The sequence below is a fragment of the Aeromonas intestinalis genome, from assembly GCF_054052485.1.
The window spans coordinates 66,750-89,258 of the sequence record NZ_JBSTYK010000014.1; the positions used below are offsets into that span (position 1 = coordinate 66,750).

At 63.6% G+C, this 22,509-nt stretch carries 22 protein-coding genes; 12 read left to right on the plus strand and 10 right to left on the minus strand.

Annotation, left to right across the window (positions count from 1 at the left end):
* Positions 1–22 precede the first annotated feature (22 nt).
* From rsmB to ACW5W7_RS17020, 3 genes are all read left to right on the plus strand, one after another.
* Positions 23–1,315, plus strand: coding sequence for a 16S rRNA (cytosine(967)-C(5))-methyltransferase RsmB (gene rsmB, locus ACW5W7_RS17010; RefSeq protein ID WP_456502454.1), 1,293 nt, complete (start codon positions 23–25; stop codon positions 1,313–1,315).
* 69 nt (positions 1,316–1,384) lie between these two features.
* Positions 1,385–2,761, plus strand: coding sequence for a Trk system potassium transporter TrkA (gene trkA / locus ACW5W7_RS17015; protein ID WP_349920605.1), 1,377 nt, complete (start codon positions 1,385–1,387; stop codon positions 2,759–2,761).
* A gap of 92 nt (positions 2,762–2,853) precedes the next feature.
* Complete coding sequence (locus ACW5W7_RS17020; RefSeq protein WP_349920604.1) at positions 2,854–4,296, plus strand: TrkH family potassium uptake protein; 1,443 nt, start codon at positions 2,854–2,856, stop codon at positions 4,294–4,296.
* An 83-nt stretch (positions 4,297–4,379) separates the two neighbouring features.
* On the opposite strand, the gene rmuC is transcribed toward ACW5W7_RS17020, so the two are convergent.
* Positions 4,380–5,711 carry a DNA recombination protein RmuC gene (gene rmuC / locus ACW5W7_RS17025; RefSeq protein WP_456502455.1) on the minus strand — a complete coding sequence of 444 codons (1,332 nt, stop codon included), beginning with the start codon at positions 5,709–5,711 and terminating at the stop codon, positions 4,380–4,382.
* On the minus strand, positions 5,708–5,923 hold the full coding sequence (locus ACW5W7_RS17030) for a hypothetical protein (protein ID WP_456502456.1): 216 nt from the start codon (positions 5,921–5,923) through the stop codon (positions 5,708–5,710). The genes rmuC and ACW5W7_RS17030 overlap by 4 nt, the downstream gene beginning before the upstream one ends.
* Positions 5,924–6,061: 138 nt before the next feature.
* Between ACW5W7_RS17030 and ACW5W7_RS17035 the strand changes: the two genes are divergently transcribed.
* A complete protein-coding gene (locus ACW5W7_RS17035) occupies positions 6,062–6,574 on the plus strand; it encodes a ferredoxin-type protein NapF (protein WP_456502457.1) in 513 nt (170 codons plus the stop codon).
* A gap of 112 nt (positions 6,575–6,686) precedes the next feature.
* Here ACW5W7_RS17035 and ACW5W7_RS17040 read toward each other — a convergent pair whose 3' ends face one another.
* The 6 genes from ACW5W7_RS17040 to ACW5W7_RS17065 form a co-directional block, all read right to left on the minus strand.
* Positions 6,687–7,139: an Rrf2 family transcriptional regulator gene (locus ACW5W7_RS17040; protein ID WP_219143309.1), complete on the minus strand. Its 453-nt coding sequence runs from the start codon at positions 7,137–7,139 to the stop codon at positions 6,687–6,689.
* Positions 7,140–7,424: 285 nt separating this feature from the next.
* The gene (locus ACW5W7_RS17045) at positions 7,425–8,264 is read right to left on the minus strand and encodes a PfkB family carbohydrate kinase (RefSeq protein ID WP_434665013.1); all 840 of its coding nucleotides are present in this window, start codon (positions 8,262–8,264) and stop codon (positions 7,425–7,427) included.
* 76 nt (positions 8,265–8,340) lie between these two features.
* Positions 8,341–9,312, minus strand: coding sequence for a LysR substrate-binding domain-containing protein (locus ACW5W7_RS17050; protein ID WP_349920599.1), 972 nt, complete (start codon positions 9,310–9,312; stop codon positions 8,341–8,343).
* Between the two features lie 162 nt (positions 9,313–9,474).
* Positions 9,475–10,197: a glutamine amidotransferase-related protein gene (locus tag ACW5W7_RS17055; protein ID WP_349920598.1), complete on the minus strand. Its 723-nt coding sequence runs from the start codon at positions 10,195–10,197 to the stop codon at positions 9,475–9,477.
* An 82-nt stretch (positions 10,198–10,279) separates the two neighbouring features.
* Positions 10,280–11,776, minus strand: a complete 1,497-nt coding sequence (locus tag ACW5W7_RS17060) for a CoA-acylating methylmalonate-semialdehyde dehydrogenase (RefSeq protein ID WP_456502458.1) — start codon at positions 11,774–11,776, stop codon at positions 10,280–10,282.
* Positions 11,777–11,869: 93 nt separating this feature from the next.
* The gene (locus ACW5W7_RS17065) at positions 11,870–13,198 is read right to left on the minus strand and encodes an aminotransferase class III-fold pyridoxal phosphate-dependent enzyme (protein ID WP_456502459.1); all 1,329 of its coding nucleotides are present in this window, start codon (positions 13,196–13,198) and stop codon (positions 11,870–11,872) included.
* Positions 13,199–13,384: 186 nt separating this feature from the next.
* Here ACW5W7_RS17065 and ACW5W7_RS17070 point away from each other — a divergent pair, with 186 nt between their 5' ends.
* From ACW5W7_RS17070 to ACW5W7_RS17100, 7 genes are all read left to right on the plus strand, one after another.
* The gene (locus tag ACW5W7_RS17070) at positions 13,385–13,927 is read left to right on the plus strand and encodes a cupin domain-containing protein (protein WP_042652930.1); all 543 of its coding nucleotides are present in this window, start codon (positions 13,385–13,387) and stop codon (positions 13,925–13,927) included.
* A gap of 246 nt (positions 13,928–14,173) precedes the next feature.
* Entirely contained in the window at positions 14,174–15,670 is a 1,497-nt protein-coding gene (locus tag ACW5W7_RS17075) for an aldehyde dehydrogenase (RefSeq protein WP_456502460.1), read from the plus strand.
* 124 nt (positions 15,671–15,794) lie between these two features.
* On the plus strand, positions 15,795–15,968 hold the full coding sequence (locus ACW5W7_RS17080; RefSeq protein ID WP_349920594.1) for a hypothetical protein: 174 nt from the start codon (positions 15,795–15,797) through the stop codon (positions 15,966–15,968).
* Positions 15,969–16,090: 122 nt separating this feature from the next.
* Complete coding sequence (gene rarD, locus ACW5W7_RS17085) at positions 16,091–16,987, plus strand: EamA family transporter RarD (RefSeq protein ID WP_456502461.1); 897 nt, start codon at positions 16,091–16,093, stop codon at positions 16,985–16,987.
* A 53-nt stretch (positions 16,988–17,040) separates the two neighbouring features.
* Positions 17,041–17,850 (plus strand): helix-turn-helix domain-containing protein, encoded by an 810-nt coding sequence (locus tag ACW5W7_RS17090; RefSeq protein ID WP_456502462.1) that lies wholly within the window; start codon positions 17,041–17,043, stop codon positions 17,848–17,850.
* Between the two features lie 219 nt (positions 17,851–18,069).
* Complete coding sequence (locus tag ACW5W7_RS17095) at positions 18,070–18,711, plus strand: LysE family translocator (protein WP_456502463.1); 642 nt, start codon at positions 18,070–18,072, stop codon at positions 18,709–18,711.
* A 109-nt stretch (positions 18,712–18,820) separates the two neighbouring features.
* Positions 18,821–19,936 carry a YeeE/YedE family protein gene (locus ACW5W7_RS17100; protein ID WP_456502464.1) on the plus strand — a complete coding sequence of 372 codons (1,116 nt, stop codon included), beginning with the start codon at positions 18,821–18,823 and terminating at the stop codon, positions 19,934–19,936.
* 43 nt (positions 19,937–19,979) lie between these two features.
* Here ACW5W7_RS17100 and ACW5W7_RS17105 read toward each other — a convergent pair whose 3' ends face one another.
* Both ACW5W7_RS17105 and eamB read right to left on the minus strand, forming a co-directional pair.
* The gene (locus tag ACW5W7_RS17105; RefSeq protein WP_456502465.1) at positions 19,980–20,648 is read right to left on the minus strand and encodes a chromophore lyase CpcT/CpeT; all 669 of its coding nucleotides are present in this window, start codon (positions 20,646–20,648) and stop codon (positions 19,980–19,982) included.
* A 143-nt stretch (positions 20,649–20,791) separates the two neighbouring features.
* Positions 20,792–21,379 carry a cysteine/O-acetylserine transporter gene (gene eamB, locus ACW5W7_RS17110; protein WP_456502466.1) on the minus strand — a complete coding sequence of 196 codons (588 nt, stop codon included), beginning with the start codon at positions 21,377–21,379 and terminating at the stop codon, positions 20,792–20,794.
* A 104-nt stretch (positions 21,380–21,483) separates the two neighbouring features.
* On the opposite strand from eamB, the gene ACW5W7_RS17115 reads away from it, so the two are divergent.
* Entirely contained in the window at positions 21,484–22,428 is a 945-nt protein-coding gene (locus tag ACW5W7_RS17115) for a LysR family transcriptional regulator (RefSeq protein ID WP_456502467.1), read from the plus strand.
* Positions 22,429–22,509 lie beyond the last annotated feature (81 nt).

A 22,509-nucleotide genomic window follows, 5' to 3' on the forward strand; every position in this document is an offset into this window, starting at 1 on the left:
CTTGCGCATTTAAGGTAACGCTATGAAAACACGTGCACAGGCCGCTCTCGTTATTCAACAGGTGCTGGATCAGGGTCAATCCCTCTCCGCCGTTCTGCCTGCTGCCCAGGAGAAGGTGGCCCCTCGCGATCGCGCCCTCCTGCAAGAACTCTGCTATGGCACCCTGCGCTGGCTGCCACGCCTCGACGCGGCGGTGGGCGAGATGATGGACAAGCCCCTCAAGAACAAGAGCCGCATCTTCCATTACCTGATCCTGGTGGGTCTCTATCAGCTGATTTACACCCGCATTCCGGCCCACGCCGCGGTGGCCGAGACGGTCAACGCCGTCAAGCTGCTCAAGGGCAGCTCATTGCGCGGCCTCATCAACGGCGTGCTGCGCAACTTCCAGCGCAGCGCCGAGGTCATCCTGCTGCGCATCGATCGCGTCCCCAGCGTGCGCCTCGGCCACCCCGAGTGGCTGACCAAGCGCCTGCGCCAGGCCTATCCCGACGACTGGGAATTCATCATGGAGGCGAACAACCAGCGCCCCCCCATGTGGATCCGCAACAACAGCCAACGGCAGAGTCGTGAGCAGATGCTGGCGCGCATGGCGGAGGCCGGCATCAACGCCACCGCCGGTGAAGAGGGCGAGGATTGCATCCTGCTTGAGCGCCCCTGCGACGTGACCAAGCTGCCGGGCTTCGAGCAGGGCGACTGCTCGGTGCAGGATGGCGCCGCCCAGCAGGCTGCCCGATTGCTGGACCCACAGCCGGGCGAGTGGGTGCTGGATGCCTGCGCCGCCCCCGGCGGCAAGACGGCTCACCTGCTGGAACGCCAGCCCGCGCTCGCCGGGGTGGTTGCCGTCGATGCGGACGAGCACCGCCTCAAGCGGGTGCAGGAGAACCTGGATCGCATCGGCCTCGTGGCCAAGGTTATCCACGGGGATGCCAGCACCCCGGAGCTGTGGTGGCCAGAAGGCCAGTTCGATCGCATCCTGCTGGACGCCCCCTGTTCCGCCACCGGTGTCATCCGTCGTCACCCGGACATCAAGTGGCTGCGCCGGGATCAGGACATCCGCGAGCTGGCCGAGTTGCAACGCCGCATCCTGAACGCCCTCTGGGCCAAACTGAAGCAGGGTGGCACCCTGCTCTACGCCACCTGCTCGGTGTTGCCCGAGGAGAACCGGGAACAGATCCGCGCCTTCCTGGCCGCCACCCCGGATGCGCGCCTGGTGCCCCTGCACGAGCAGGACACCCCGGACAACCCGGGTCGCCAGTTCCTGCCGGGGGAAGCCGAGATGGATGGCTTCTACTACGCCAGGCTGATCAAACAGTAAGCTGCAGATGAAGGGCCGGGGCGCCTGCGGGCGCCTTCGTTTCGAAGCAACCTTGAGCAAGATTTCTCTATGAAAATCATCATTCTTGGCGCAGGCCAAGTCGGTGGCACCCTGGCGGAGAACCTCGCCGGCGAGAACAACGACATCACCATAGTCGACACCGACAGCGAGCGGTTGCGGGAGCTGCAGGACAAGTTCGATCTGCGGGTGGTGAACGGCCACGGTGCCCACCCCAGGGTGCTGCGCGAAGCCGGTGCCCAGGATGCAGACATGCTGGTTGCGGTCACCAACAGCGACGAAACCAACATGGTCGCCTGCCAGGTGGCCTACTCATTGTTCAACACCCCGAACAAGGTGGCGCGGATCCGCTCCCCGGCCTATCTGGTGGAGCGGGATCGCCTGTTCCTGCCGGAATCCGTGCCGGTGGATCACCTGATCGCCCCCGAGCAGCTGGTGACCGACTACGTGCGTCGTCTCATCGAGTACCCGGGTGCCCTGCAAGTCGTGGACTTCGCCGGTGGCAAGGTGGGTCTGGTGGCGGTCAAGGCCTACTACGGCGGCCCCCTGGTGGGCAATGCCCTCTCCACCCTGCGGGACCACATGCCGAACATCGAGACCCGGGTCGCCGCCATCTTCCGTCAGGGGCGCTCCATCCGTCCCCAGGGCACCACCATCATAGAAGCGGATGACGAGGTGTTCTTCGTCGCCGCCGCCGGCCATATCCGCGCCGTGATGTCGGAGCTGCAGCGCCTCGAGAGCCCCTATAGACGCATCATGATCGTCGGCGGTGGCAACATAGGCGCCGGTCTCGCCCGCCAGCTGGAGAAGCGTTACAGCGTCAAGCTCATCGAGCGCAACCAGAAGCGGGCCGAGCAGCTCTCCGAGGTGCTGGAGAACACCATCGTCTTCTGCGGTGACGCGGCGGACCAGGAGCTCCTGGCGGAGGAGCACATCGATCAGATCGACGTCTTCATCGCGGTCACCAACGAGGACGAGGCCAACATCATGTCGGCCCTGCTCGCCAAGAAGATGGGCGCCAAGAAGACCATGGTGCTGATCCAGCGCGGCGCCTACGTGGATCTGGTGCAAGGTGGCTCCATCGACATCGCCATCTCCCCCCAGCAGGCCACCATTTCGGCCCTGCTGACCCATGTACGCCGGGCCGACATCGCCAACGTCTACAGCCTGCGCCGGGGGGCCGCCGAGGCCATAGAGGCCATCGCCCACGGGGACGAGAACACCTCCAAGGTGGTCGGCAAGACGGTGGGTGAGCTCAAACTGCCGCCGGGTACCACGATCGGCGCGGTAGTCCGGGGGGATGAGGTGCTGATCGCTCACGATCGTACCCAGATCCAGCAGGATGACCACGTGGTCATGTTCCTGGTGGACAAGAAGTACATCCCGGAAGTGGAGCGTCTGTTCCAGCCAAGTCCTTTCTTCCTCTGATCTGCCATGCAACAGGCAACGACAACCAGACCCGGACACTTTTGCAGAGAATTGTCCGGGTTTTTTGTTAATCAACGACCAGGTTATCCTGCATGATCAAGCTGCGTCCCATCGTCTTCACCCTCGGCCTGGTGCTCTCCAAGCTGGCTCTCTTCATGTGGCTGCCCACCCTGCTGGCCCTGTTCACCGGCTCGGAGGGGTTCGTCGAGTTTCTCAAGTCCGTGCTCATCACCCACGGCGCCGCCCTGCTCTGCCTGCACTATGGCCGCAAGGCGGAGTTCCACCTCGGCGTGCGGGAGATGTTCCTGCTCACCACCTCGGTCTGGGTGGTGGCCTGCATCTTCGGGGCCCTGCCCTTCGTCTTCATCAACCACATCAACTTCGCCGACGCCTACTTCGAGACCATGTCCGGGGTCACCACCACCGGCTCCACCGTGCTGTCGGGGCTCGACGGCATGGCGCACAGCATCCTGTTGTGGCGCTCCATCCTGCAGTGGCTTGGCGGGGTGGGCTTCATCGTGATGGCAGTAGCGGTGCTGCCCTACCTCAACGTGGGGGGCATGAAGCTGTTCCAGACAGAGAGCTCGGATTGGTCCGACAAGAGCGCTCCGCGCGCCAAGACGGTGGCCAACAACATAGTGCTGGTCTATCTGGTGCTCTCCATGCTCTGCTTCCTCGCCTACTGGGTGAGCGGCATGAACCTGTTCGAGGCGGTCAACCACGCCATGACCACCCTCAGCACCGGCGGCTACTCCACCTCGGACCAATCCATGTCCCACTTCTCCCACTCGGCACACTGGATTGGCACCCTCTTCATGTTCCTCGGCGGTCTGCCCTTCCTGCTCTACGTGCAGGCCCTCGCCCGCCGTGACAACAGCCTGCTGCGAGATGCCCAGGTGCAGGGTTTCTTCTGGCTGGTGGTCTGGGTGACGGTGGTGGTCACCTTCTATCTGTGGGTGCGGGACATCTATGGCTTCATGGATGCGCTGCGGGTCAGCAGCTTCAATATCGTCTCGGTGCTGACCACCACGGGTTTCGGCCTGGGTGACTTCGGTGCCTGGGGGCCACTCACCAGCATCATCTTCATCATTTTGCTGGCGCTGGGGGCCTGCTCCGGCTCCACCGCGGGGGGGCTCAAGATCTTCCGGGTGCAGGTGGCCTTCGCCCTGTTCAAGAAGCAGATGCGCCAGCTGATGCACCCCTCCGCCGTCTTCCCCCAGAAGTACAACGGTCGGCCGGTCAACGACGCCATCATCCGCTCCCTCATCTCCTTCGTGCTGGCCTATTTCGCCATCATCTTGCTGATCGCCGCCCTGCTCGCCGCCATCGGGCTGGATCCCCTGACCGCCATCTCGGGCTCCATCACCGCCGTCGCCAACGTGGGCCCGGGCATGGGCCCGGTCATCGGCCCCAGCACCAACTTCGCCAGCCTGCCGGACTCGGCCAAATGGATACTGTCGTTCGGCATGCTGCTGGGACGTCTCGAGATCCTGACGGTGGCCGTGCTCTTCTTCCCCTCCTTCTGGAAGCAATAAGGCGCGAGACCCCTGTGTCGGACAAAAACGAGAAGGGCAGCCACGGCTGCCCTTCTTCTATGGGATGAACGACTCACATCGCGCTAGTCGGCGGAATCTTCCCGCTCAAGGGCACGGTTGATCAGAGGTTCCGGCAGGGGCTTGGTGACTTCCACCCCCAGCTCGCGGAAGCGCTCGGCCTGGGCGATCAGGTTGCCGCGACCGTTCACCAGCCGCCCCATGGCCTTGTCGTAGCTCTCCTGCGCCTTGTGCAGGCTGCCCCCCATCTGCTGCATCTCCTCCACGAACAGCCGCAGCTTCTCGTAGAGACGGCCGGCCCGCTCCGCTATCTGGCGCGAGTTCTGGTTCTGTCGTTCATAGCGCCACAGGTTCTCGATGGTGCGCAGGGCCACCATCAGGTTGGTGGGGCTCACCAGCAGGATGTTGTGATCCAGCCCGTAACGCACCAGGGAGGGATCTGCCTCCACCGCGGTCAGAAACGCCGGCTCCACCGCCACGAACATCAGCACATAGTCCAGGGTGCGCACCCCGGGCAGCAGCTGGTAATCCTTGCGGCCCAGCTCGCGGATGTGATTGCGCACCGAGGCGACGTGCTCCTTGAGCGCCACCGCCTTCTCCAGCTCGTCATCGCTGTTATACCAGCGCTCGTAGGCGGTCAGGGAGACCTTGGCATCGATGATGATGTCCTTGTCCTGGGGCAGGTGGACGATCACATCCGGCTGGTAGCGCTTGTTCTTCTCCACCTCGATGTTGACCTGGGTGTGGTACTCGTGCCCCTCCCGCAGGCCGCACTCGGAGAGGATCCGGGCCAGCACCACCTCCCCCCAGTTGCCCTGCTGCTTGCTGTCCCCCTTGAGGGCGCGGGTCAGGGCCGCCGCCTCTTCGGTCATGCGGGCATTGAGTTCGGCCAGACGCTCCAGCTCGAACTTGAGGCTGTGGCGCTGGGCCGTCTCCTGGGCATGGGTCTCCCCAACCTGGCGGCGAAAACCCTCCAGTTGCTCTTTCAGCGGAGTCAGCAACAGATCCAGGCTGTTCTGGTTCAATTCGCGGAAGTTGCCGGAGTTTTGCTCGAAGATGCGGTTGGCGAGATTTTCGAACTGCTGGCTCAGGCGAGCCTCCGCCTGCTGCTGCAACTGCAGCTTCTCGGCGCTGGCCAGACGCTCGCTGCGCAGGGTCGCCTCGGCGTCCTTGAGGCGGGCGGTGAGCTTGAGCAGCAGGGTCTGCTGCTGTTCCAGCTTCTGCTGGCCCAGCATCTTCTCGTCCTGCAACTCGTCGAATCTGTCTTGCAGCACCTGGTAGCGTTCCTCGGTGAGCAGGCTCTGCTCACGGGCGCCACGCCGCCCCACCAGCCAGCCGAGCCCGAGGGCGAGCCCCCCCGCCAGCAGGACAGGCAACCAGAGCGCCGCCGGTATCATCGACGGCCCCGCTGGCGCAGGAAGAGTTCGAGATAGCGGTTAAGCAGCAGCCAGAGCAGGACATAGATGAGGTAGGCGGCCAACACCACCCACTTGTGGCTGTTGACCCCGGTATCGAGCTCGGTGAACTCGATGCCCTTGATGTGACAATAGGCCCACATCAGCAGCGGGAAGACATAGAGCAGGGAGGCACGCCAGAGAAATAACCACATGTGTATGTTCAACCACGTAAAAAGACTCGCCTAGCTTACACAAGGGCAACCCGGCTTGCGATCCTGGGCCATGTGATTCTCTGGCTTGTCGCCAGATAACTGGCTAAAATTAACCCCTATTAGGTATTCGGGGTGGGCATGACGCATTTTTTCTGCTGTTGGTTAAGACAAGCGCTGGGAGACACCGCCAAACCGGCCGTGGCCTGCCTGGAGGCGCGCCCGCCCTGGGCCATCGAAGAGTCGCAGTTCCTCTCTCTGTGCAGCCGTTGTGGCGACTGCTTCGAGGCCTGTCCGAACGGCCTGCTCAAACCCGCCGATCGTCCCGAGTATGACGGCAGCCCCGTCGCCGGCACCCCGGTACTGGATCTCGCCTGCGGCCAGTGCAGCTACTGCGGCAGCTGCGCCAGGGCCTGTCCCACCGGGGCGCTGGATCTGCGGCTCGGCCGCCAGGTGCAGACCCGGGTCCGGATCGAGGCGAGCTGTCAGGCCCGCCAGGGTTTCTACTGCCTGCTGTGCGAGGATGCCTGCCCCCAGCAGGCGATCAAGGCCAGCTGCGACGGCATCAGCGTCAACATGGCGGCCTGCGACGGCTGCGGCGCCTGCGGTCTCGCCTGCCTGCACGGGGCCATCACCCTGATCCCCCAGCTCTGACGGCGTCGGCAGCTCGCCCACGATGCGCCTTCCCGGCCCGATCCTCTCAGCTCCCGACATCGCTCCCGGACAGCAAAAAGGGCCCCGAGGGGCCCTTTCTCCGCCATGATCCTCAGGCCATCGTCAGGATATTCTCCTGCTCTATGCCAAGCAGGTGGCATAAACGAGTGGGGTCGCGCACCGCATCCGCCAATGTGTACTCCCCCAGCACTTCCAGGAAGGCGTTCATGGCGCGGCGCAAGATGCCCTGGATGCGGCAGCCGCCAGAGAGGCGGCAATTCTCGCGTTTGCAGTCCACCGGGCAGAGCACGTGTTCCATGTCCATCACCACGTCCCGCAGGTTGATGGAGACGGCGGAGCGTCCGAGCCGGATCCCGCCGTGCTTGCCACGCACCGTCTCGATGTAACCCTTGATGCCGAGCTGGTGCACTATCTTGACCACGTGATTGCGGGAGATGGCGAAGGTGTCGGCCACCTCTGTGATGGTCGACAGGCGATCACCGGGCTGGATCGCCAGAAACGTCAGGGTACGCAGGGCGTAGTCGGTAAATCGTGTCAGTTGCATGGTCGCACTTGCCTCTTACTACAAGCCAGAAATCAGGACGACAACCGGGGGCCAGGAGGGGAGATAACAGGTGCAACCGCACAGGTTCCGCTTCTTCGGCCGAGTCGTGGAATGACAAGGTTAAGAGCAGCCCGGACGGGTGTCGACGAAGATGTACATAAATCGACACTTTCTTTGATTGATCGCAAACTTGCAGGCTGAACCCGGGGTTTCGGCCCTTTCTGGTGGAGAAGTCACGTCATCAGGTCGGAAGGGCAACACCATGATCGGGTTGCCATCCGCTCGTCAGTGAGGTTGTTTCAGCCAGCTTTTCAGCGCCTGGGAGGGGATGGAACTCTCGGAGGCGACCGCGAAGGCCCCCCAGTCCACCGCGCACTGCAGGGCATCCTTGATGGCCATCCCCCGCGCCAGACCGTGAATGAGACCACCGGCGAAGGCGTCCCCCGCCCCCGTGGTGTCCACCACGGAAACGGGCCGCGCCGCCACCCGGATCTGCTCCTCACCGTGCAGGGCCAGAGCCCCCGCCTTGCCTTCGGTCAGCACCAGCCACTCCAGTTGATCACCGGCAAGCTGGCGCGCGTGTTGCCAGGGGTCGCTCACCTCGGCGAGGTCGGAGCGGGAGGCCACCAGCACGTGGCAAGGGCGGCGAGCCTGCCCCCCCTTGGGGTACTGGGCCACCACGAAGCTCTTGCCGAGCATCTGGCGCATGTAACCGATGATGGCGGTGCCGGGGTAGTTGACGTAGAGGCAGTCCACCCCCTCGGTCGGCAGGTCGCCGGGCAGATCCGGGCGGCGGGGGCGCCGCAGTATGGTGCGCTCCCCGGTGGAGTCCACCAGCACCAGCAGCTCCCCGGTCTCGCCACCGAAGCGCTCCACATGGGCGCAATCCAGCCCGTGGCTCGCCGCCTGTTCCAGCAGCCAGTCGCCGGTCTCGTCCAGCCCGACCCGGGAGGCGATGCGCACCTCGTGCCCCGCCCACACCAGACCGATGCCGGTATTGGCGGCGCCGCCACCCAGCCTGCGCCCCTGATCCACATACTGCAGCCGCGCCCCCGCCACCAGGGGTTCGGCCAGGGAGAGCACGTGATCACAGTTGAGATTGGCGAGCAGCAGGATGCGGGACATGGGGACCTCGAAGAAACAAAGGGCCCCACCGGGGCCCGAACAGAGACATCAACACGGGGGCTGAAGGCCGGCTGATTCAATAGACGGGCAGTTCCACCCCGGCCAGCAACTCGTCGATGCGCGCCTGGGTCGGCTGCTGCATGACGTTCTGGATCACCTCCTTGGTGAGGTGGGGGGAGAAAGAACTAATGAAGTCATACATGTAGTTCTGCAGCAGAATGCTCTTGCTGAAGCAGATCTGGGCCGGACAGGGGGCGAACAGGTGCTCCAGATTGATGGCCACGAGACCGGGGGCATCGGTGTCGTTGGCCACCAGGGAGGAGATGATGCCGATGCCAAAGCCGAGCTCCACGTAGCGCTTGATCACCCCGGCGTCCATCACCGTCATGTAGTAGTTGGGGGTCAGCCCCGCCGCCTGGAACACCGCATCCTGCGCCTGACGCCCGGTGGCACCGCTCTCGTAGCTGAGAATGGGGTACTGGCAGAGCTGCTCCAGGGTCGGCTTCTTCACCTTGGCCAGCGGGTGATCCAGAGGCACCACCAGGGAGAGGGTCCAGAGGTAGGCGGGCAGCGCGATCAGCTCCTTGTCGAAGCCTATCTCGTGGGCAACGATGGAGAAATCCGAGTAACCCTTGCTGATCTGCTCCTTGGTGGCCGACATCACGGGGTGCAGGTGGAACGAGATCTTGGGGTACTTCTTGGTGAAATAGGTGACGCTTTTGGGCAGCAGATGCCGCGCTATGGTGTGGGTGGTGTGGATGTTGAGAGTCCCCACGGTCGGATCCAGGTACTCCCGGGAGATCGCCTTGATCTTGCTCTCGATGTTGAGCATGGCCTCGGCGCACTTGATGATCTCCTCCCCCACCGGGGTGATGCGATGCAGGTGCTTGCCACGGCGCTCGAAGATGCGCACCCCCAGCTCGCTCTCCAGCAGGCCGATCTGTTTGCTCACCCCGGGCTGGCTGGTATAGAGCGCATCGGACGCGACGGAGACGTTGAGGTTGTGGTCCCGCACCGCGATCAGATACTTCAACTGCTGTAGTTTCAAGATTGCACCCTCACAGGCTGGCGCGGCTGCCAACATCGGAAAACAAGGCCGCCACAAATGGCGGCCAGTGTATCATCCGAACTTGGCATATCGCCGCTTGATCCTTCATTTTGCTACAAAATCTAGCATCAGCAGGGGGGATATGACAAACCGGCGGCGGCGTCAGGCGGACTCGACCGGCAAGATGCCGAGAAACTGCAGCAGCCACTGCATCATGGTGGCGGAGTCCACCTCCCCCTCGAGGGAAGAGAGGCTGCGCTGGTAGTAGGCATCCGGCAGCCGGTCCCGGCGCCGCTCGATCAGCGCCCGGTTGTACTCCACCGAAAACTCGGGGTGACCCTGGATGGCCACTATGTTGTCCCCTTGCAGGAACATGAAGTTGGGGCAGAAATCATTGCCCGCCAGCCGGGTCGCACCCGGCGGCAACTGCTCCACCTGATCCTGGTGGCTCGCCAGGATCCGGATGGTCTCGAGCCCTGGCTGCATCCAGGGTTCGGACTCCAGCATGGGATGGACGGAGACGCCGAGCCCCCAGCCCTTGGTGGACTTCATCACCTCGCCCCCCAGGGCCTGGGCGATCACCTGATGACCGAAACAGACCCCGGCCAGCTTGACGTTGGCGTCGTGGGCGCGGCGGATCCACTCCCGCAGCGCCAGGATCCAGGGCAGATCGCTGTAGGCGTCGTGACGGGATCCCGTGATGAGCCAGGCATCGCATTCGGTCAGATCCCCCGGCAACTCGCCGTCGAGGGCCGACCAGACCCGGTATTCCAGCGCCGGGGCCAGCGCCCGGAAACCCTTGATAAACATCTCGGAGTAAACGGGGCCAAAATCACCCACCAAGTCGGGGTCAAGCCGGTCACAATCGAGAATTCCCAGTCGCATCTGTCACTCCTTCACAGGGATAGCGGGACAAGCCGGCGGATCCCTTCCGCCGGGCCATGCCAGGGCTAGCTGCTGCATGTTGTCATTTCATGGTCGGCATGGAGAACTCGGCGCCGGCGCGCAGGCTCTGGGGCCAGCGGGCAGTCACCGTCTTCATCCGGGTGTAGAAACGCACCCCATCCGGCCCGTGCATGTTGAGCGGCCCGAAGATGGATCGCTTCCAGCCACCGAAGCTGTGAAACGCCATGGGCACGGGAATGGGGACGTTCACCCCTACCATACCGACCTGCACCCTCGTGGTGAAGTCCCTTGCGGTGTCACCGTCGCAGGTAAAGATGGCGGTACCGTTGCCGTACTCATGTTCGTTGATGAGTCGCAGGGCCGTCTCGTAGTCCGGCGCCCGCACGATGGCGAGCACGGGGCCGAAGATCTCCTCCCGATAGATGCGCATCTCAGGGCCCACCTTGTCAAACAGGCTGCCACCGATAAAGTAGCCCTCGCCGCCGCTATGGGAGCGGCCATCCACCACCAGCTCGGCTCCTTCGGCCACCCCCTGATCCACGTAACCGCGCACCTTGGCCAGGTGTTCCCGGCTGATGAGGGGCCCCATCTCGTTCTCCGGGGTCTGACCCAGGCCCGGGCCGACCCGCAGGGCCGCCACCAGGGGTGAGAGCCGGGCCACCAGGGCATCGGCGGTGTCGTCGCCCACCACCAGGGCCACCGAGATCGCCATGCAGCGCTCACCGGCGGCACCATAGGCTGCCCCCATCAGGGCGGCGACCGCCTGATCGAGATCCGCATCCGGCATCACCAGCATGTGGTTCTTGGCGCCACCCAGCGCCTGCACCCGCTTGCCGTGGGCCGAGGCGGTGGCATAGATGTACTGGGCGATGGGGGTGGAGCCGACGAAGGAGACCGCCGCCACCCGCGGGTCGGTCAGCAGCACGTCCACCACCTCCTTGTCGCCGTTGACCACGTTCAGCACCCCGTCCGGCAGGCCCGCCTGCTTGAGCAGCTCGGCCATGCGCAGGGAGAGGGAGGGATCTTTTTCCGACGGCTTGAGGATGAAGCTGTTGCCGCACGCCAGCGCCACCGGGAACATCCAGAGCGGCACCATGGCCGGGAAGTTGAACGGCGTGATGCCGGCGCAAACCCCCACCGGCTGCATCATGGAGTGGCTGTCGACCCCGCGGCCCACGTTGAGGGAGTGTTCCCCCTTGAGCAGATGGGGGATGCCGCAGGCAAATTCCACCACCTCCAGCCCCCGGGTCAATTCTCCCAGGGCGTCGGAGAACACCTTGCCGTGCTCGCGGCTGATGAGCCGGGCCAGCTCGTCCCTGTGCTGCTCCATCAGCTCCTTGAAGCGGAACATCACCCGGGCCCGTACCAGGGGCGGGGTCTGGGACCAGTCGGCGAAGGCGCGCTCGGCGCTGGCGATGGCCTCCCGGCACTCGTCGGCACTGCTCAGCACCACCTGGCCCTGTTGCTGGCCAGTGGCGGGATTGAAGATGGCACCGACGCGCTCGCTGCGACTCTCCATGGTCTCACCGTCGATGAAGTTGTTGATCCTGTAAGCCATAAATCCTCCGTGAAATGGGGTATACCTGTGCGGCCATGGCCCGGGCGCAAGGAGGGGCACCCGACCGGATGCCCCGAGAATGGGAATGGGTGATCAATCCTGGGCTTGCAGCGCGTCCTGCAGCAGGGTGAAGAGATCGTCGATCTCGCTGCGCTCGATGATGAGGGGGGGCGACAGGGCGATGATGTCGCCGGTGACCCGGATCAGGGCCCCCTTCTCGAAGCAGCGCACGAACACCTCGTAGGCTCGCTTGCCCGGCGCATCGGGGATGGACTCCAGCTCGATGCCCGCCACCAGACCGTAGTTGCGCACATCCTTGACATGCTTGCAGCCCTTGAGGGAATGAGCTGCCTCCTCCCAGTAGCCCGCCAGGGAGGCGGCGCGGCTGAGCAGGTTTTCATTGCGGTAAATCTCCAAGGTCGCTAGGCCCGCGGCGGCCGCCACCGGGTGACCGGAGTAGGTGTAGCCGTGGAACAGCTCGATGGCGCCCTTGCCCGCGGCCATCATGTCGTCATAGATGCCATCGCTCACCAGCACGGCCCCCATGGGGATGGCCCCGTTGGTGAGGCCCTTGGCGCAGGTGATCATGTCGGGGATGACGTCGAACTCCTGGGCGGCGAAGGGGGAGCCGAGGCGACCGAATCCAGTGATCACCTCATCAAAGATCAGCAGGATGCCGTGCTTGGTGCAGATCTCCCTCAGCCGCTTGAGGTAGCCCTTGGGCGGCATGATGACCCCGGTGCTGCCGGCGATGGGTTCGACGATGACGGCGGCGATGTTGCTGGCATCGTGCAGGAACACGATCTTCTCCAATTCATCGGCTTGCGTGAGATCTTCTGCTGGCAACCCCTTGGTGAACGCATTTTTCCCTATGTTGAGGGTGTGGGGCAGATGATCCACTCCACCCAGCAGGGTGCCGAACCATTTGCGGTTGCCGGGGATGCCGCCCACCGAGATGCCGCCAAAGCCCACCCCGTGATAGCCGCGTTCGCGGCCGATAAGCCGGGTGCGGGTTCCCTGACCCCGGGCCCGTTGCCAGGCCAGGGCGATTTTCAGCGCCGTGTCCACGGATTCCGAGCCGGAGTTGGTATAGAAGACGTGGCTCAGCCCCTTGGGGGCGATCTCCACCAGCCGGTTGGCCAGCTCGAACGGCAGCGGGTGCCCCATCTGGAACGTGGGGGCGAAGTCGAGGTGGGAAATCTGCTGGGAGACGGCCTCGGCTATCTCCCGCCGACCATGACCCGCGTTGCAACACCAGAGACCGGCGGTGCCATCCAGTATCTTGCGGCCATCCTCTGAGTGATAATACATCCCCTCTGCCGACTTCAGGATGCGCGGCGCCGCCTTGAACTGCTGGTTGGCGGTGAAGGGCATCCAGAAGGCGGACATGTCGGGGGTATTGATGTCGCTGACAGGTTTCATGGTCACCTCATCCTTAAGGCGTTTAGTAACACTTGGCTTATGCCTATTAAATTAAACACCCAGTTCCGTAAAAAGGGGCCGTCTATCGCCCCGCTTGGTGTCACCCCGGCTAGATGATAGCAGCGAGGTGGTATAAGATATTTAACACAATTTTAATAATAGTAAACAGTCAAGGAGTGTCTATCGATGGATATCGGTCACCGCCTCAAGGCGGTTCGCACCAAGGCGGCCCTCTCCCAGCGTGAGCTGGCCAAGCGCTCCGGTGTGACCAACGGCTTTATCTCCCAGATCGAGAAAAATCAGGTGAGCCCCTCGGTGGCCTCGCTGCGCAAGGTGCTGGAAGGCATTCCCATGTCGCTCGCCAGCTTCTTCACCGATGAGACGGAGATGGATTCCGAGGTGATCTTCCGCGCGGACGACATGCCGGATCTCGGCACCCACCCCATCAGCTACCGACTGGTGGGCCACAGCCGCGCCAACCGCGCCATCGGCATGATGCAGGAGATCCTGCCGCCCGGTGCCGATACCGGTGACGACATGCTGAGCCACGAAGGGGAAGAGTGCGGCATCGTCATCCAGGGCCAGGTCGAGGTCACCGTCGGCGAGCAGATCCATCTGCTGGCACCGGGGGATGGCTACTACTTCGACAGCCGCACCCCCCACCGTTTTCGCAACGTCGGCGAGCAGGAGTGCGTGCTGATCTCCGCCAACACCCCCGCCAGCTTCTGACCACAAACAGAGGCGGCCACATCACGCCAGCCCGACTGGCGACGCCCGATCCTCCCGTCAGCCCCTGACCGCTCGCCACGGCGGTCAGGCCTGCGACACAGTCCCGATCCCGGCCTGCGCCCTCGTCAGTTCCCCGGACTGATGAGGGCGAATGTTTAATAAAATGTTACAGGATGGATTTACAAGCGGCGGCATGTTTAGCATATTGATACGCAGAGTCCATCTTTGCCGGTTCAAGGAGTGAACATGAGTGATCTGACCCTGGCCCAGTGGCAACACAAGGCCGCCCACCTGACCCTGCCCTCCCAAGCCTTTATCGACGGCAGCTACCGGGACGCCGTGAACGGCGCCACCTTCGACTGTATCAACCCGGCCAACGGCCAGTTGCTGACCAAGGTCGCCGCCTGCGACGCCGCCGACGCCGAGCTGGCGGTGCAGGCAGCCCGCGCCGCCTTCGATGACAAACGCTGGGCCGGTCTGGCCCCCAAGCAGCGCAAACTCATCATGCAGCGCTTCGCCGAGCTGATGCGCCTGAACCAGGTGGAGCTGGCTCTGCTGGAGTCCCTGGACATGGGCAAACCCATCGGCGATGCCATGGGCTATGACGCCCCCGCCGCCGCCAACTGCATCGCCTGGAACGCCGAGGCCATCGACAAGATCTACGATCAGGTCGCCCCGGTGGAAGAGTCCGCCCTGGCGCTGGTGACCCGGGAGGCGCTCGGGGTCGTGGCCGCCATCGTCCCCTGGAACTTCCCCCTGGTGATGGCCTGCTGGAAGCTGGGCCCGGCGCTCGCCACCGGCAACTCGGTGATCCTCAAACCCTCCGAAAAATCCTCCCTCACCGCCCTGCGCATCGCCGGCATCGCGAAAGAGGCGGGCATCCCGGACGGCGTGTTCAACGTGCTGCCGGGCTTTGGCCACACCGTGGGCGAGGCGCTGGCCATGCACATGGACGTGGACTGCATCACCTTCACCGGCTCCACACGCATCGGCAAACACCTGGTGCAGTGCTCCGGGAAATCCAATCTGAAACGCGCCTTTATGGAGTGCGGCGGCAAGAGCCCGAACATAGTGCTGGCGGACGCGCCGGATCTGGACGCCGCCGCCAGAAGTGCGGTGGGCGCCATCTTCTACAACCAGGGGGAAGTGTGCACCGCCGCCTCCCGCCTGCTGGTGCAAAACAGCATCAAGCCCCAGTTCATGGAGCGGCTGCTGGCCCATGCCCGGGAGTGGATCGCCGCCAACCCGCTGGATCCCGGCACCCGGATCGGCGCCATGGTGGACGGCATCCAGATGGATCAGGTGCTCAACTACATCGAGGTCGGCAAACAGGAGGGGGCCAGGCTGCTGCTGGGGGGCCAGCGCACCCATGCGGAAAGCGGCGGCTTCTATATCGAGCCCACCATCTTCGATGAGGTGACGCCCCGGATGCGCATCTTCCGGGAAGAGATCTTCGGCCCCGTGCTGGCGGTAACCGGCTTCGACACCCTGGAAGAGGCCATCGCCCTTGGCAACGACACCGACTACGGCCTGGCCGCCGCCATCTGGACGGCGGACTTGAACAAGGCGGTGAAGGGTTCCCGCGCCCTGCGCGCCGGTACCGTCTTCGTCAACAACTGGGATGGCGGCGACATGACCATGCCGTTTGGCGGTTTCAAGCAGTCCGGCAACGGCCGCGACAAGTCCCTGCACGCCCTGGAAAAGTATACCGAGCTGAAAAGCACCTGGATCCAGCTCGATTAACATCGAATATGACGAGATCAGGCAACAAAGGGGGAGAAATCCCCCTTTTTCATTTTTATCCTTTCATCAGGAACGCCAATCGATATAATCATCAAATAGCAAGCCGTTAAATTTAAAGATAAAAATGCTGTTTTTCCTGGGAAGTGTCCTGTTTCTGGTAGTGGGATTGCCGCTGTTGTTCTTCGTGATGGGTCAGGGTGAGGCCTATGTGACCTGGGGCCCCTGGATCTCCGCCATCGTACTCATGCTGTGGCTGTTGCGGGATGTGGAGAAGATCCGCCGCGGGGGTCGCCGCTGACCCTGGTCATGCTGTAAAAATCGCCTCCGACCAATTTATTAACTTCTTTCCCCCCAAAAGGATCGTTACACTGACTTTTTGCGATGTTGTCCAACATCCGCTCTCCAGTGAAGGTTATCCGCATGCAGCAACACATCCAGCGCCAGGGCGTCATCTATGCCCTGTGCGCCTATTTCCTTTGGGGTCTGGCCCCCATCTACTTCAAGACCATCGCCGCCGTACCGGCCGCCGAGATCCTGACCCACCGCATGATCTGGTCCTGCGCTCTGCTGCTGGTGCTGACCCTGCTCGCCCGCCAGTGGCACAAGGTACAGGCGGTGCTGCGTCAGCCCAAGGTGCTGCTCACCCTGGCCTTCACCTCGGTCACGGTCGGTGGCAACTGGCTGCTGTTCATCTGGGCCATCAACAACGGCCACATGCTGGATGCCAGTCTCGGCTACTACATCAACCCCCTGTTCAACGTGCTGCTCGGCATGGTGTTTCTGAGCGAGCGGCTGCGCCGCCTGCAGTGGTGGGCGGTGGGGCTCGCCGTCATCGGGGTCGCCATTCAGCTCATCGCCTTCGGCTCCCTGCCCTGGATAGCCCTGGTGCTGGCCTCGAGCTTTGCCATCTATGGCCTCATCCGTAAAAAGCTGGCGCTGGATGCCCTGACCGGCCTGCTGATCGAGACCATGATCATGCTGCCCCCCGCCGCCATCTACCTGTGGGGAGTCGCCGACAGTCCCACTAGTCATCTGACCCAGAACGACTGGCACCTGAACCTGCTGCTCATCGCCGCCGGCGCCGTGACCACGGCCCCCCTGCTCTGCTTCACCGCCGCCGCGACCCGGCTCAAGCTCTCCACCCTCGGCTTCTTCCAGTACATAGGCCCCAGCCTGATGTTCATCCTGGCGGTGACCCTGTACGGGGAGGCGCTGGCGCTGGACAAGATGATCACCTTCGCCTTCATCTGGAGTGCCCTGGTGCTGTTCACCCTGGACGGACTGCGCAACGGCAGGCAGAAGCCAGCGGCCTCCTGAGGGGTCGCAATAATCTACAAGCCTGTGAGCGGGATTTGGGGTATCAATAACTCATGAACGCGCCCCAATCCCGCATCCACTACTGGCAATCCCGGCTGCTGCCGGGGGTCGAGCTCTCCCACTCCCATCACAGGGAGTTCAGCTATGGCCGCCACGTCCACCTGGACTACCACATCGGTCTGGTGCAGCGGGGTGGCCAGAAGTTCATCCACAAGGGCAGCAGCCACAATCTGGTGCGCGGCGAGCTCTCCACCGTCAACCCGGACGAGATGCACGACGGCCTGAGCCTGCTGCCGGAAGGCTACGAGGTGCGGGTATTCGCCATCGCCCCCGAGCAGCTGGCCCGCTGGCTGCCGGACAGCCCTGAGCCCTTCTTCGACAAGGGGCTGCAGAGCCGACCCGACCTCTATCAGGGCTTCGCCCGCCTGCACATGTATCTGGACAATCCCGATCCGGACGGCCTGCGGGCGGAGAGCGAGCTGCTCAGTCTGCTCGGCGAGCTGCTGCATCTCTCCCCCGAGCGCCACGCCCTCGCGGATCCCCAGCTCAGGTATCTGCGGGACTATCTGCTGAGCCAGCTGGACGGCCACCACAGCCTGGAAGATCTGGCCGCCCAGTTCGGGCTGGATCGCTTCGCCTTCCTGCGCCAGTTCAAGAAGAAGACCGGCATGACCCCCTACGCCTGGCTCAAGCGGCTGCGCCTCGAACAGGGCAAGCGCCTGCTCGGCAGCGGTCTGCCGGTGAGCGAGGTGGCACTCGCCGTCGGTTTCTTCGATCAGAGTCACTTCCACCACGGCTTTCGCCAGGCGTTCGGGCTCACCCCGGCGGATTACCGCCAGCAGATGCAATCGGTTGGCCGCTAACCCGCTCGACTCCTGCCAAGCAGGCAGTGCATCGGACTAAATTCAATCAATCCCAAAAAACAAAATCCCACCTAAAACACATAGCCAGCATCTTTCACTGCCATCCTGACGCTACGTCGAGGCTCCCGCCCGCCCCCCGCCGCGACCGTGCAATCTTTTACAAGCCAGCCCCGCGGCTCATGCCCCATGCTCAGCCCTCTCTTGTCGTCGAGGTATGCCATGTTTACCAGCCTGTTCCTGACCATAGGTCTCATTCATCTCGTCGCCCTGGCGAGCCCGGGCCCGGATTTCGCCCTGATCCTGCGCACCAGTCTGCATAGACCCACCGCCCTCGGGGCGGCGCTCGGCATCGCGATCGCCATCCTGTTGCACGCCACCTTGAGCCTCACCGGCATCAGCCTGCTGATCGCGAGCCACCCCTGGCTGTTTCTAGGGGTGAAAGTGGTAGGGGCCCTCTACCTCGGCTGGCTCGGTTATGGGGCACTCAAGGGCGCCTGGCAGGGCGCGGCCGGGCAGGCGTTCAAGGCGGGAGGTGAACGTCAGGGCTGGCGCAAGGGCATCAAGAGCGGCCTGGCCACCAATCTGCTCAACCCCAAGGCGCTCCTGTTCTTCATGGGGTTGCTGGCGGCCATGGTGACCCCGCAGGTGGATGGCCTGACCCGGGGCCTGCTGATCCTGGAGCTGTTCCTGCTCTCCCTGGCCTGGTTCGGCCTGCTGGCCTGGAGCCTCTCCACCGCCCGGGCCCAGGGGCTGCTTGGCCGCATCCAGCGTCCGCTCAACCTGGTGACCGGCCTGCTGTTTTGCGCCGTCAGCCTCTCCATCCTGGCCGAGCTGGTCGTCGAGGCCGGCGCTTATGTCTGAGGCGTAGAACGTATGGAAACAGCCCGGTTCCGCCGAGCGGGCTGGCATTGGACTCATTGCGGGATTAGGATGCACGCCTTTACCACAACAATGTGAAGGACATATCGGCATGACTCGACAATGGTCGCTCCCCATCGTGATTCTCGCGGGGGGAGCGTTGTACTATCTGGGCGCTCAGTTCGGCATGAAATGGGCCCTGATGGCCCTCATCGGTTTCGGATTCGGCTTTACCCTCTCCTTCAGCCGCTTCGGTATCGTGTTCGGCTGGCGCGAGATGCTGACCCGACGCAACAGCTACTATGTGCGCATTCACCTGCTGACCATCGCCATCGAGATCCTGCTGTTCACCAGCTTCCTCTCCTTCAGCCACGCCCTGTTCGGGGATGCCATGGTGGGCAACATCATGGCCATCGGCGTTCCCTTCATCGTCGGCGCCTTCCTGTTCGGTATCGGCATGCAGCTGGCGGGGGTCTGTGCCACCGGTACCCTCTATTGCTGTGGCGAGGGGCAACCCCGCTTCTGGCTGGTGCTGGTCTGCTACGGCATCGGCACCCTGATCAGCAGCCAGTTCCGCCCGGCGCTGGACGCCACCTTCACCAGCCAGACGGTGCTGTTCAAGGACCTGACCGGCAACCACTGGAGCGGCATGGTGCTGAACCTGGCGCTGGTCGGTGCCCTGTTCTGGCTGTTTCGCAAGAGTGAGCGGCATCGCACCGGCGAGATCCAGCCCATCTTCGGCGGCGGCAACCCCTTCTGGCGCGATGGCCGTTTCACCGTACTGACCGGCGGCATCCTCATCGCCCTGCTCAACTCCGCCGTGGTCGCCCTGCACGGCTCAGCCTGGACCATCACCGGCGCCGTACACGAGATGGCCCTGCGCGGCGCCGCTGTGTTCGGCCTCTATCAAGACAGCCCCAAGCTGGCTCAGCCCTTCTTCCAGAACCCCATGGTGGGCATGTTCTGGCTCGGGATCCTGGGGGCGGCCCTGGCCCGCTGCCTGAGCGGCGGCGCCAGCTTCGCACCCGCACGCCTCGGCAACTCTCTGGCGGCGGTATTGGGGGGGTTATTGATGGGAATGGGGGCCATGTACAGCGCCTGCAACCTCGGCGGCTACTTCGACGGCACGGCCTCCGGCAGCCTGCACGGCTGGGTCTGGATGTTGATGGCGCTGGGCGGCAGTCTCATCGGCATTCGCCTGCGCCCTCTGTTCGGGCTGGCACGCTGACGGCCCTCACTCGCCATGAATGGACGGGATGCCCTGCATCCCGTCACTCTCCCCGCTGTTTCACCCGCCGCAGATAGACATAGCCTTCACCCGGGCTGCCCCAGCGCTGGTGCGCCTCGTTGTCGTAGGCTCTGTCCAGCAACCTGATGCTGTCGGGGCCAATCCAGAGGTACTGCACCAGGGTGCTGGCGCCGCCGAAGTTGGTGGAACAGCTGCCCACCTTGCTGCTCCCCTTGTACTCCCCCGTGGGTTGGCGGCTCAGCCAGATCTCGCAGCCCTGACGCAGGGAGAGTTGTTGCGGGGTGAGGGTATCGAGCAGCTCGGGCCTGCGCCAGGCACCGGCGAAGTCGGTGGCCCTCGGCATGGTGAATTCGGCCATCAGGATGCGGCCATCCGGTACCGGCGAGAAGCGGTAGATGCGCTGGCGAAACGGGCGCACCGCCCGCTCGGTCAGGAACTGTTCGGCATAGACCCAGCGAAAACCCCGATAGTCGGGCCAGATCTCCACCAGTCGCAGCTCGGCGCTGGTGAAGCGCTTGTCATAGCTGGCCTGCTCCCGGCTGGAGAACTCGCCGGAAAACCAGGAGAGCAGGGGCTCCATGCTGACCTGACTCAGGTGTGGTGTGGCCGGCGGCGTCACAAAGGGGGCGGGGGCCGCCCATACCAGGCAGGTATAAAACAGCCCGAACAGGGCCGTCATCAGCTTTATCATCGAATCCTTCCGAGTCGCTTGCATGGCGGCGATTATATGAGCGAACGCCCGCAATAACCTCTACCTTGATCAACTCCTTAAAAATCCGATGAAAAATCACGGTGTTAGCGAACAACTGCGACGCAGCCTGCGCCTGTGCCCCGTCAGATCAGCATCCGAATCGCACAGTAGACCAGCAGGGCCGCCAGGGTCAGGTTCAGGATGCGGCCGTGGCGCTGGAACAGAGGCTGCAATAGATGACCCGCCAGGGCCCAGCAGAGGTTCCCCAGCGAGCCGATCAGCGCCAACAGCAGGCTGATGGCCAGCACCCAGACAAGTTCTGTGGTGTGGGGCAGTACGAAGGTGGAGAGCGCCGTGATGCCATAGAGAATGATCTTCACGTTCACGAACTGCAGCCAGAAGCTGGTCCAGAAGCCGGGCAAGGCCCCATCGGCGCTAGACAGATTGGAGCCGCTGGTCGCGATGCGCCAGGCCAGCCAGAGCACATAGGCCGCCCCGGCCCAGCTGAGCCAGCCAACCAGCGCGGGGGAGAGGCTGATGAGGGTGAAGGTGAACAGGGCACACAGCAGCATGATCAGCAGGAAGCCCGCATTCATGCCCGCCAGCACCCGGCCGCTGCGACGCAAACCATGCTGATTGGCGGCGCTCAGGGCCAGGATATTGTTCGGTCCCGGCGTCATGGCCGTGATCAGGGTGTAGGTCAAAAATGCGCTGACAAGGGTCGAGGTCATGGTGTTTCTCCGAATGGGAGTGATACCTTAACGCGGCCACTGGCATCAAAAAATCGAATGTTTTAGCATTCTCAATTCAACCATTTCGATGAATTGGAGTCCCCATGGATCTGCGACGTCTCATTACCCTCAAAACGGTGATCGAGGAGGGCTCCTTCGTGAAGGCTTCCCGCAAGCTCTGCTGCACCCAGTCGACGATAACCTTCCATATCCAGCAGCTGGAACAGGAGCTTTCGCTGCAACTGTTCGAAAAAATAGGGCGTCGCATGTGCCTAACCAAGGCCGGGCAGAACATCATGCCACATGTGCACGAGATGATCCGGGTGATGGCCGGTCTGCGCCAGGCGGCGCAGCAGGACGCAGAGCCGAGCGGCGAGCTCAGGGTTGCCATCGGCGAAACCCTGCTGGCCTACAAGATGCCAGCCGTGCTCGAGCGCTTCAAGCGGCTGGCTCCCGGGGTGCGACTGTCGCTCCAGTCCCTGAACTGCTACGTCATTCGCGATGCGCTGCTGGCGGACGAGGCCGATCTCGGCATCTTCTACCGGGTCGGCAACGATGCCGCCCTGCAGATGGAGAGCTTTGGCGAGCAACCCCTGGTGCTGGTCGCCTCCCCCGCCCTCAGCGGTATCGACTTCACCCGCCCGGATCAACACCTGCCGGTCAGCTTCATCATCAACGAGCCCCAGTGCATCTTCCGCCAGCTGTTCGAGAGCACCCTTCGCCAGCGTGGCATCACCCTGGACGGCACCATAGAGCTGTGGAGCATAGAGAGCATCAAGCGCTGCGTGGCCAGCAACCTCGGCGTCTCCTTCCTGCCCCGCTTCACCGTCGAGCGGGAGCTGAGTTCGGGGGAACTGCAGGAGCTGCCTTTCTCCCCCACGCCCCTCGTCATCACGGCCCTGTGCGCCCACCACGCCGGCAAGTTTGTCAGCCCCGCCATGCGGGTGTTTATGGCGTGCGTGCAGGCGTGCCTGACAGAGGAGGAGCCGCCAGCGGCAAATGCGGCCACTCATGGCGACCAGGACGCGCGCCGCCTGACGACAAGCTGATCCCTTCATGGGCGCAACGACGCCCGACCGCCGGTTGTCCTTCTCCCGAGCGGCTATCCTTGCTCCGACACCACAGAGAGG

Bases quoted from the DNA above. Each gene is read 5' to 3' on its own strand.
- ACW5W7_RS17045 (WP_434665013.1), bottom strand. From the start codon at position 8,264: ATGTCCCGCATCCTGCTGCTCGCCAATCTCAACTGTGATCACGTGCTC.
- ACW5W7_RS17040 (WP_219143309.1), bottom strand. From the start codon at position 7,139: ATGCAACTGACACGATTTACCGACTACGCCCTGCGTACCCTGACGTTT.
- ACW5W7_RS17070 (WP_042652930.1), top strand. From the start codon at position 13,385: ATGGATATCGGTCACCGCCTCAAGGCGGTTCGCACCAAGGCGGCCCTC.
- rsmB (WP_456502454.1), top strand. From the start codon at position 23: ATGAAAACACGTGCACAGGCCGCTCTCGTTATTCAACAGGTGCTGGAT.
- ACW5W7_RS17105 (WP_456502465.1), bottom strand. From the start codon at position 20,648: ATGATAAAGCTGATGACGGCCCTGTTCGGGCTGTTTTATACCTGCCTG.
- ACW5W7_RS17095 (WP_456502463.1), top strand. From the start codon at position 18,070: ATGTTTACCAGCCTGTTCCTGACCATAGGTCTCATTCATCTCGTCGCC.
- eamB (WP_456502466.1), bottom strand. From the start codon at position 21,379: ATGACCTCGACCCTTGTCAGCGCATTTTTGACCTACACCCTGATCACG.
- rmuC (WP_456502455.1), bottom strand. From the start codon at position 5,711: ATGATACCGGCGGCGCTCTGGTTGCCTGTCCTGCTGGCGGGGGGGCTC.
- ACW5W7_RS17020 (WP_349920604.1), top strand. From the start codon at position 2,854: ATGATCAAGCTGCGTCCCATCGTCTTCACCCTCGGCCTGGTGCTCTCC.
- ACW5W7_RS17035 (WP_456502457.1), top strand. From the start codon at position 6,062: ATGACGCATTTTTTCTGCTGTTGGTTAAGACAAGCGCTGGGAGACACC.
- ACW5W7_RS17090 (WP_456502462.1), top strand. From the start codon at position 17,041: ATGAACGCGCCCCAATCCCGCATCCACTACTGGCAATCCCGGCTGCTG.
- ACW5W7_RS17030 (WP_456502456.1), bottom strand. From the start codon at position 5,923: ATGTGGTTATTTCTCTGGCGTGCCTCCCTGCTCTATGTCTTCCCGCTG.
- ACW5W7_RS17065 (WP_456502459.1), bottom strand. From the start codon at position 13,198: ATGAAACCTGTCAGCGACATCAATACCCCCGACATGTCCGCCTTCTGG.
- ACW5W7_RS17060 (WP_456502458.1), bottom strand. From the start codon at position 11,776: ATGGCTTACAGGATCAACAACTTCATCGACGGTGAGACCATGGAGAGT.
- rarD (WP_456502461.1), top strand. From the start codon at position 16,091: ATGCAGCAACACATCCAGCGCCAGGGCGTCATCTATGCCCTGTGCGCC.
- ACW5W7_RS17055 (WP_349920598.1), bottom strand. From the start codon at position 10,197: ATGCGACTGGGAATTCTCGATTGTGACCGGCTTGACCCCGACTTGGTG.
- ACW5W7_RS17100 (WP_456502464.1), top strand. From the start codon at position 18,821: ATGACTCGACAATGGTCGCTCCCCATCGTGATTCTCGCGGGGGGAGCG.
- ACW5W7_RS17080 (WP_349920594.1), top strand. From the start codon at position 15,795: ATGCTGTTTTTCCTGGGAAGTGTCCTGTTTCTGGTAGTGGGATTGCCG.
- trkA (WP_349920605.1), top strand. From the start codon at position 1,385: ATGAAAATCATCATTCTTGGCGCAGGCCAAGTCGGTGGCACCCTGGCG.
- ACW5W7_RS17075 (WP_456502460.1), top strand. From the start codon at position 14,174: ATGAGTGATCTGACCCTGGCCCAGTGGCAACACAAGGCCGCCCACCTG.
- ACW5W7_RS17115 (WP_456502467.1), top strand. From the start codon at position 21,484: ATGGATCTGCGACGTCTCATTACCCTCAAAACGGTGATCGAGGAGGGC.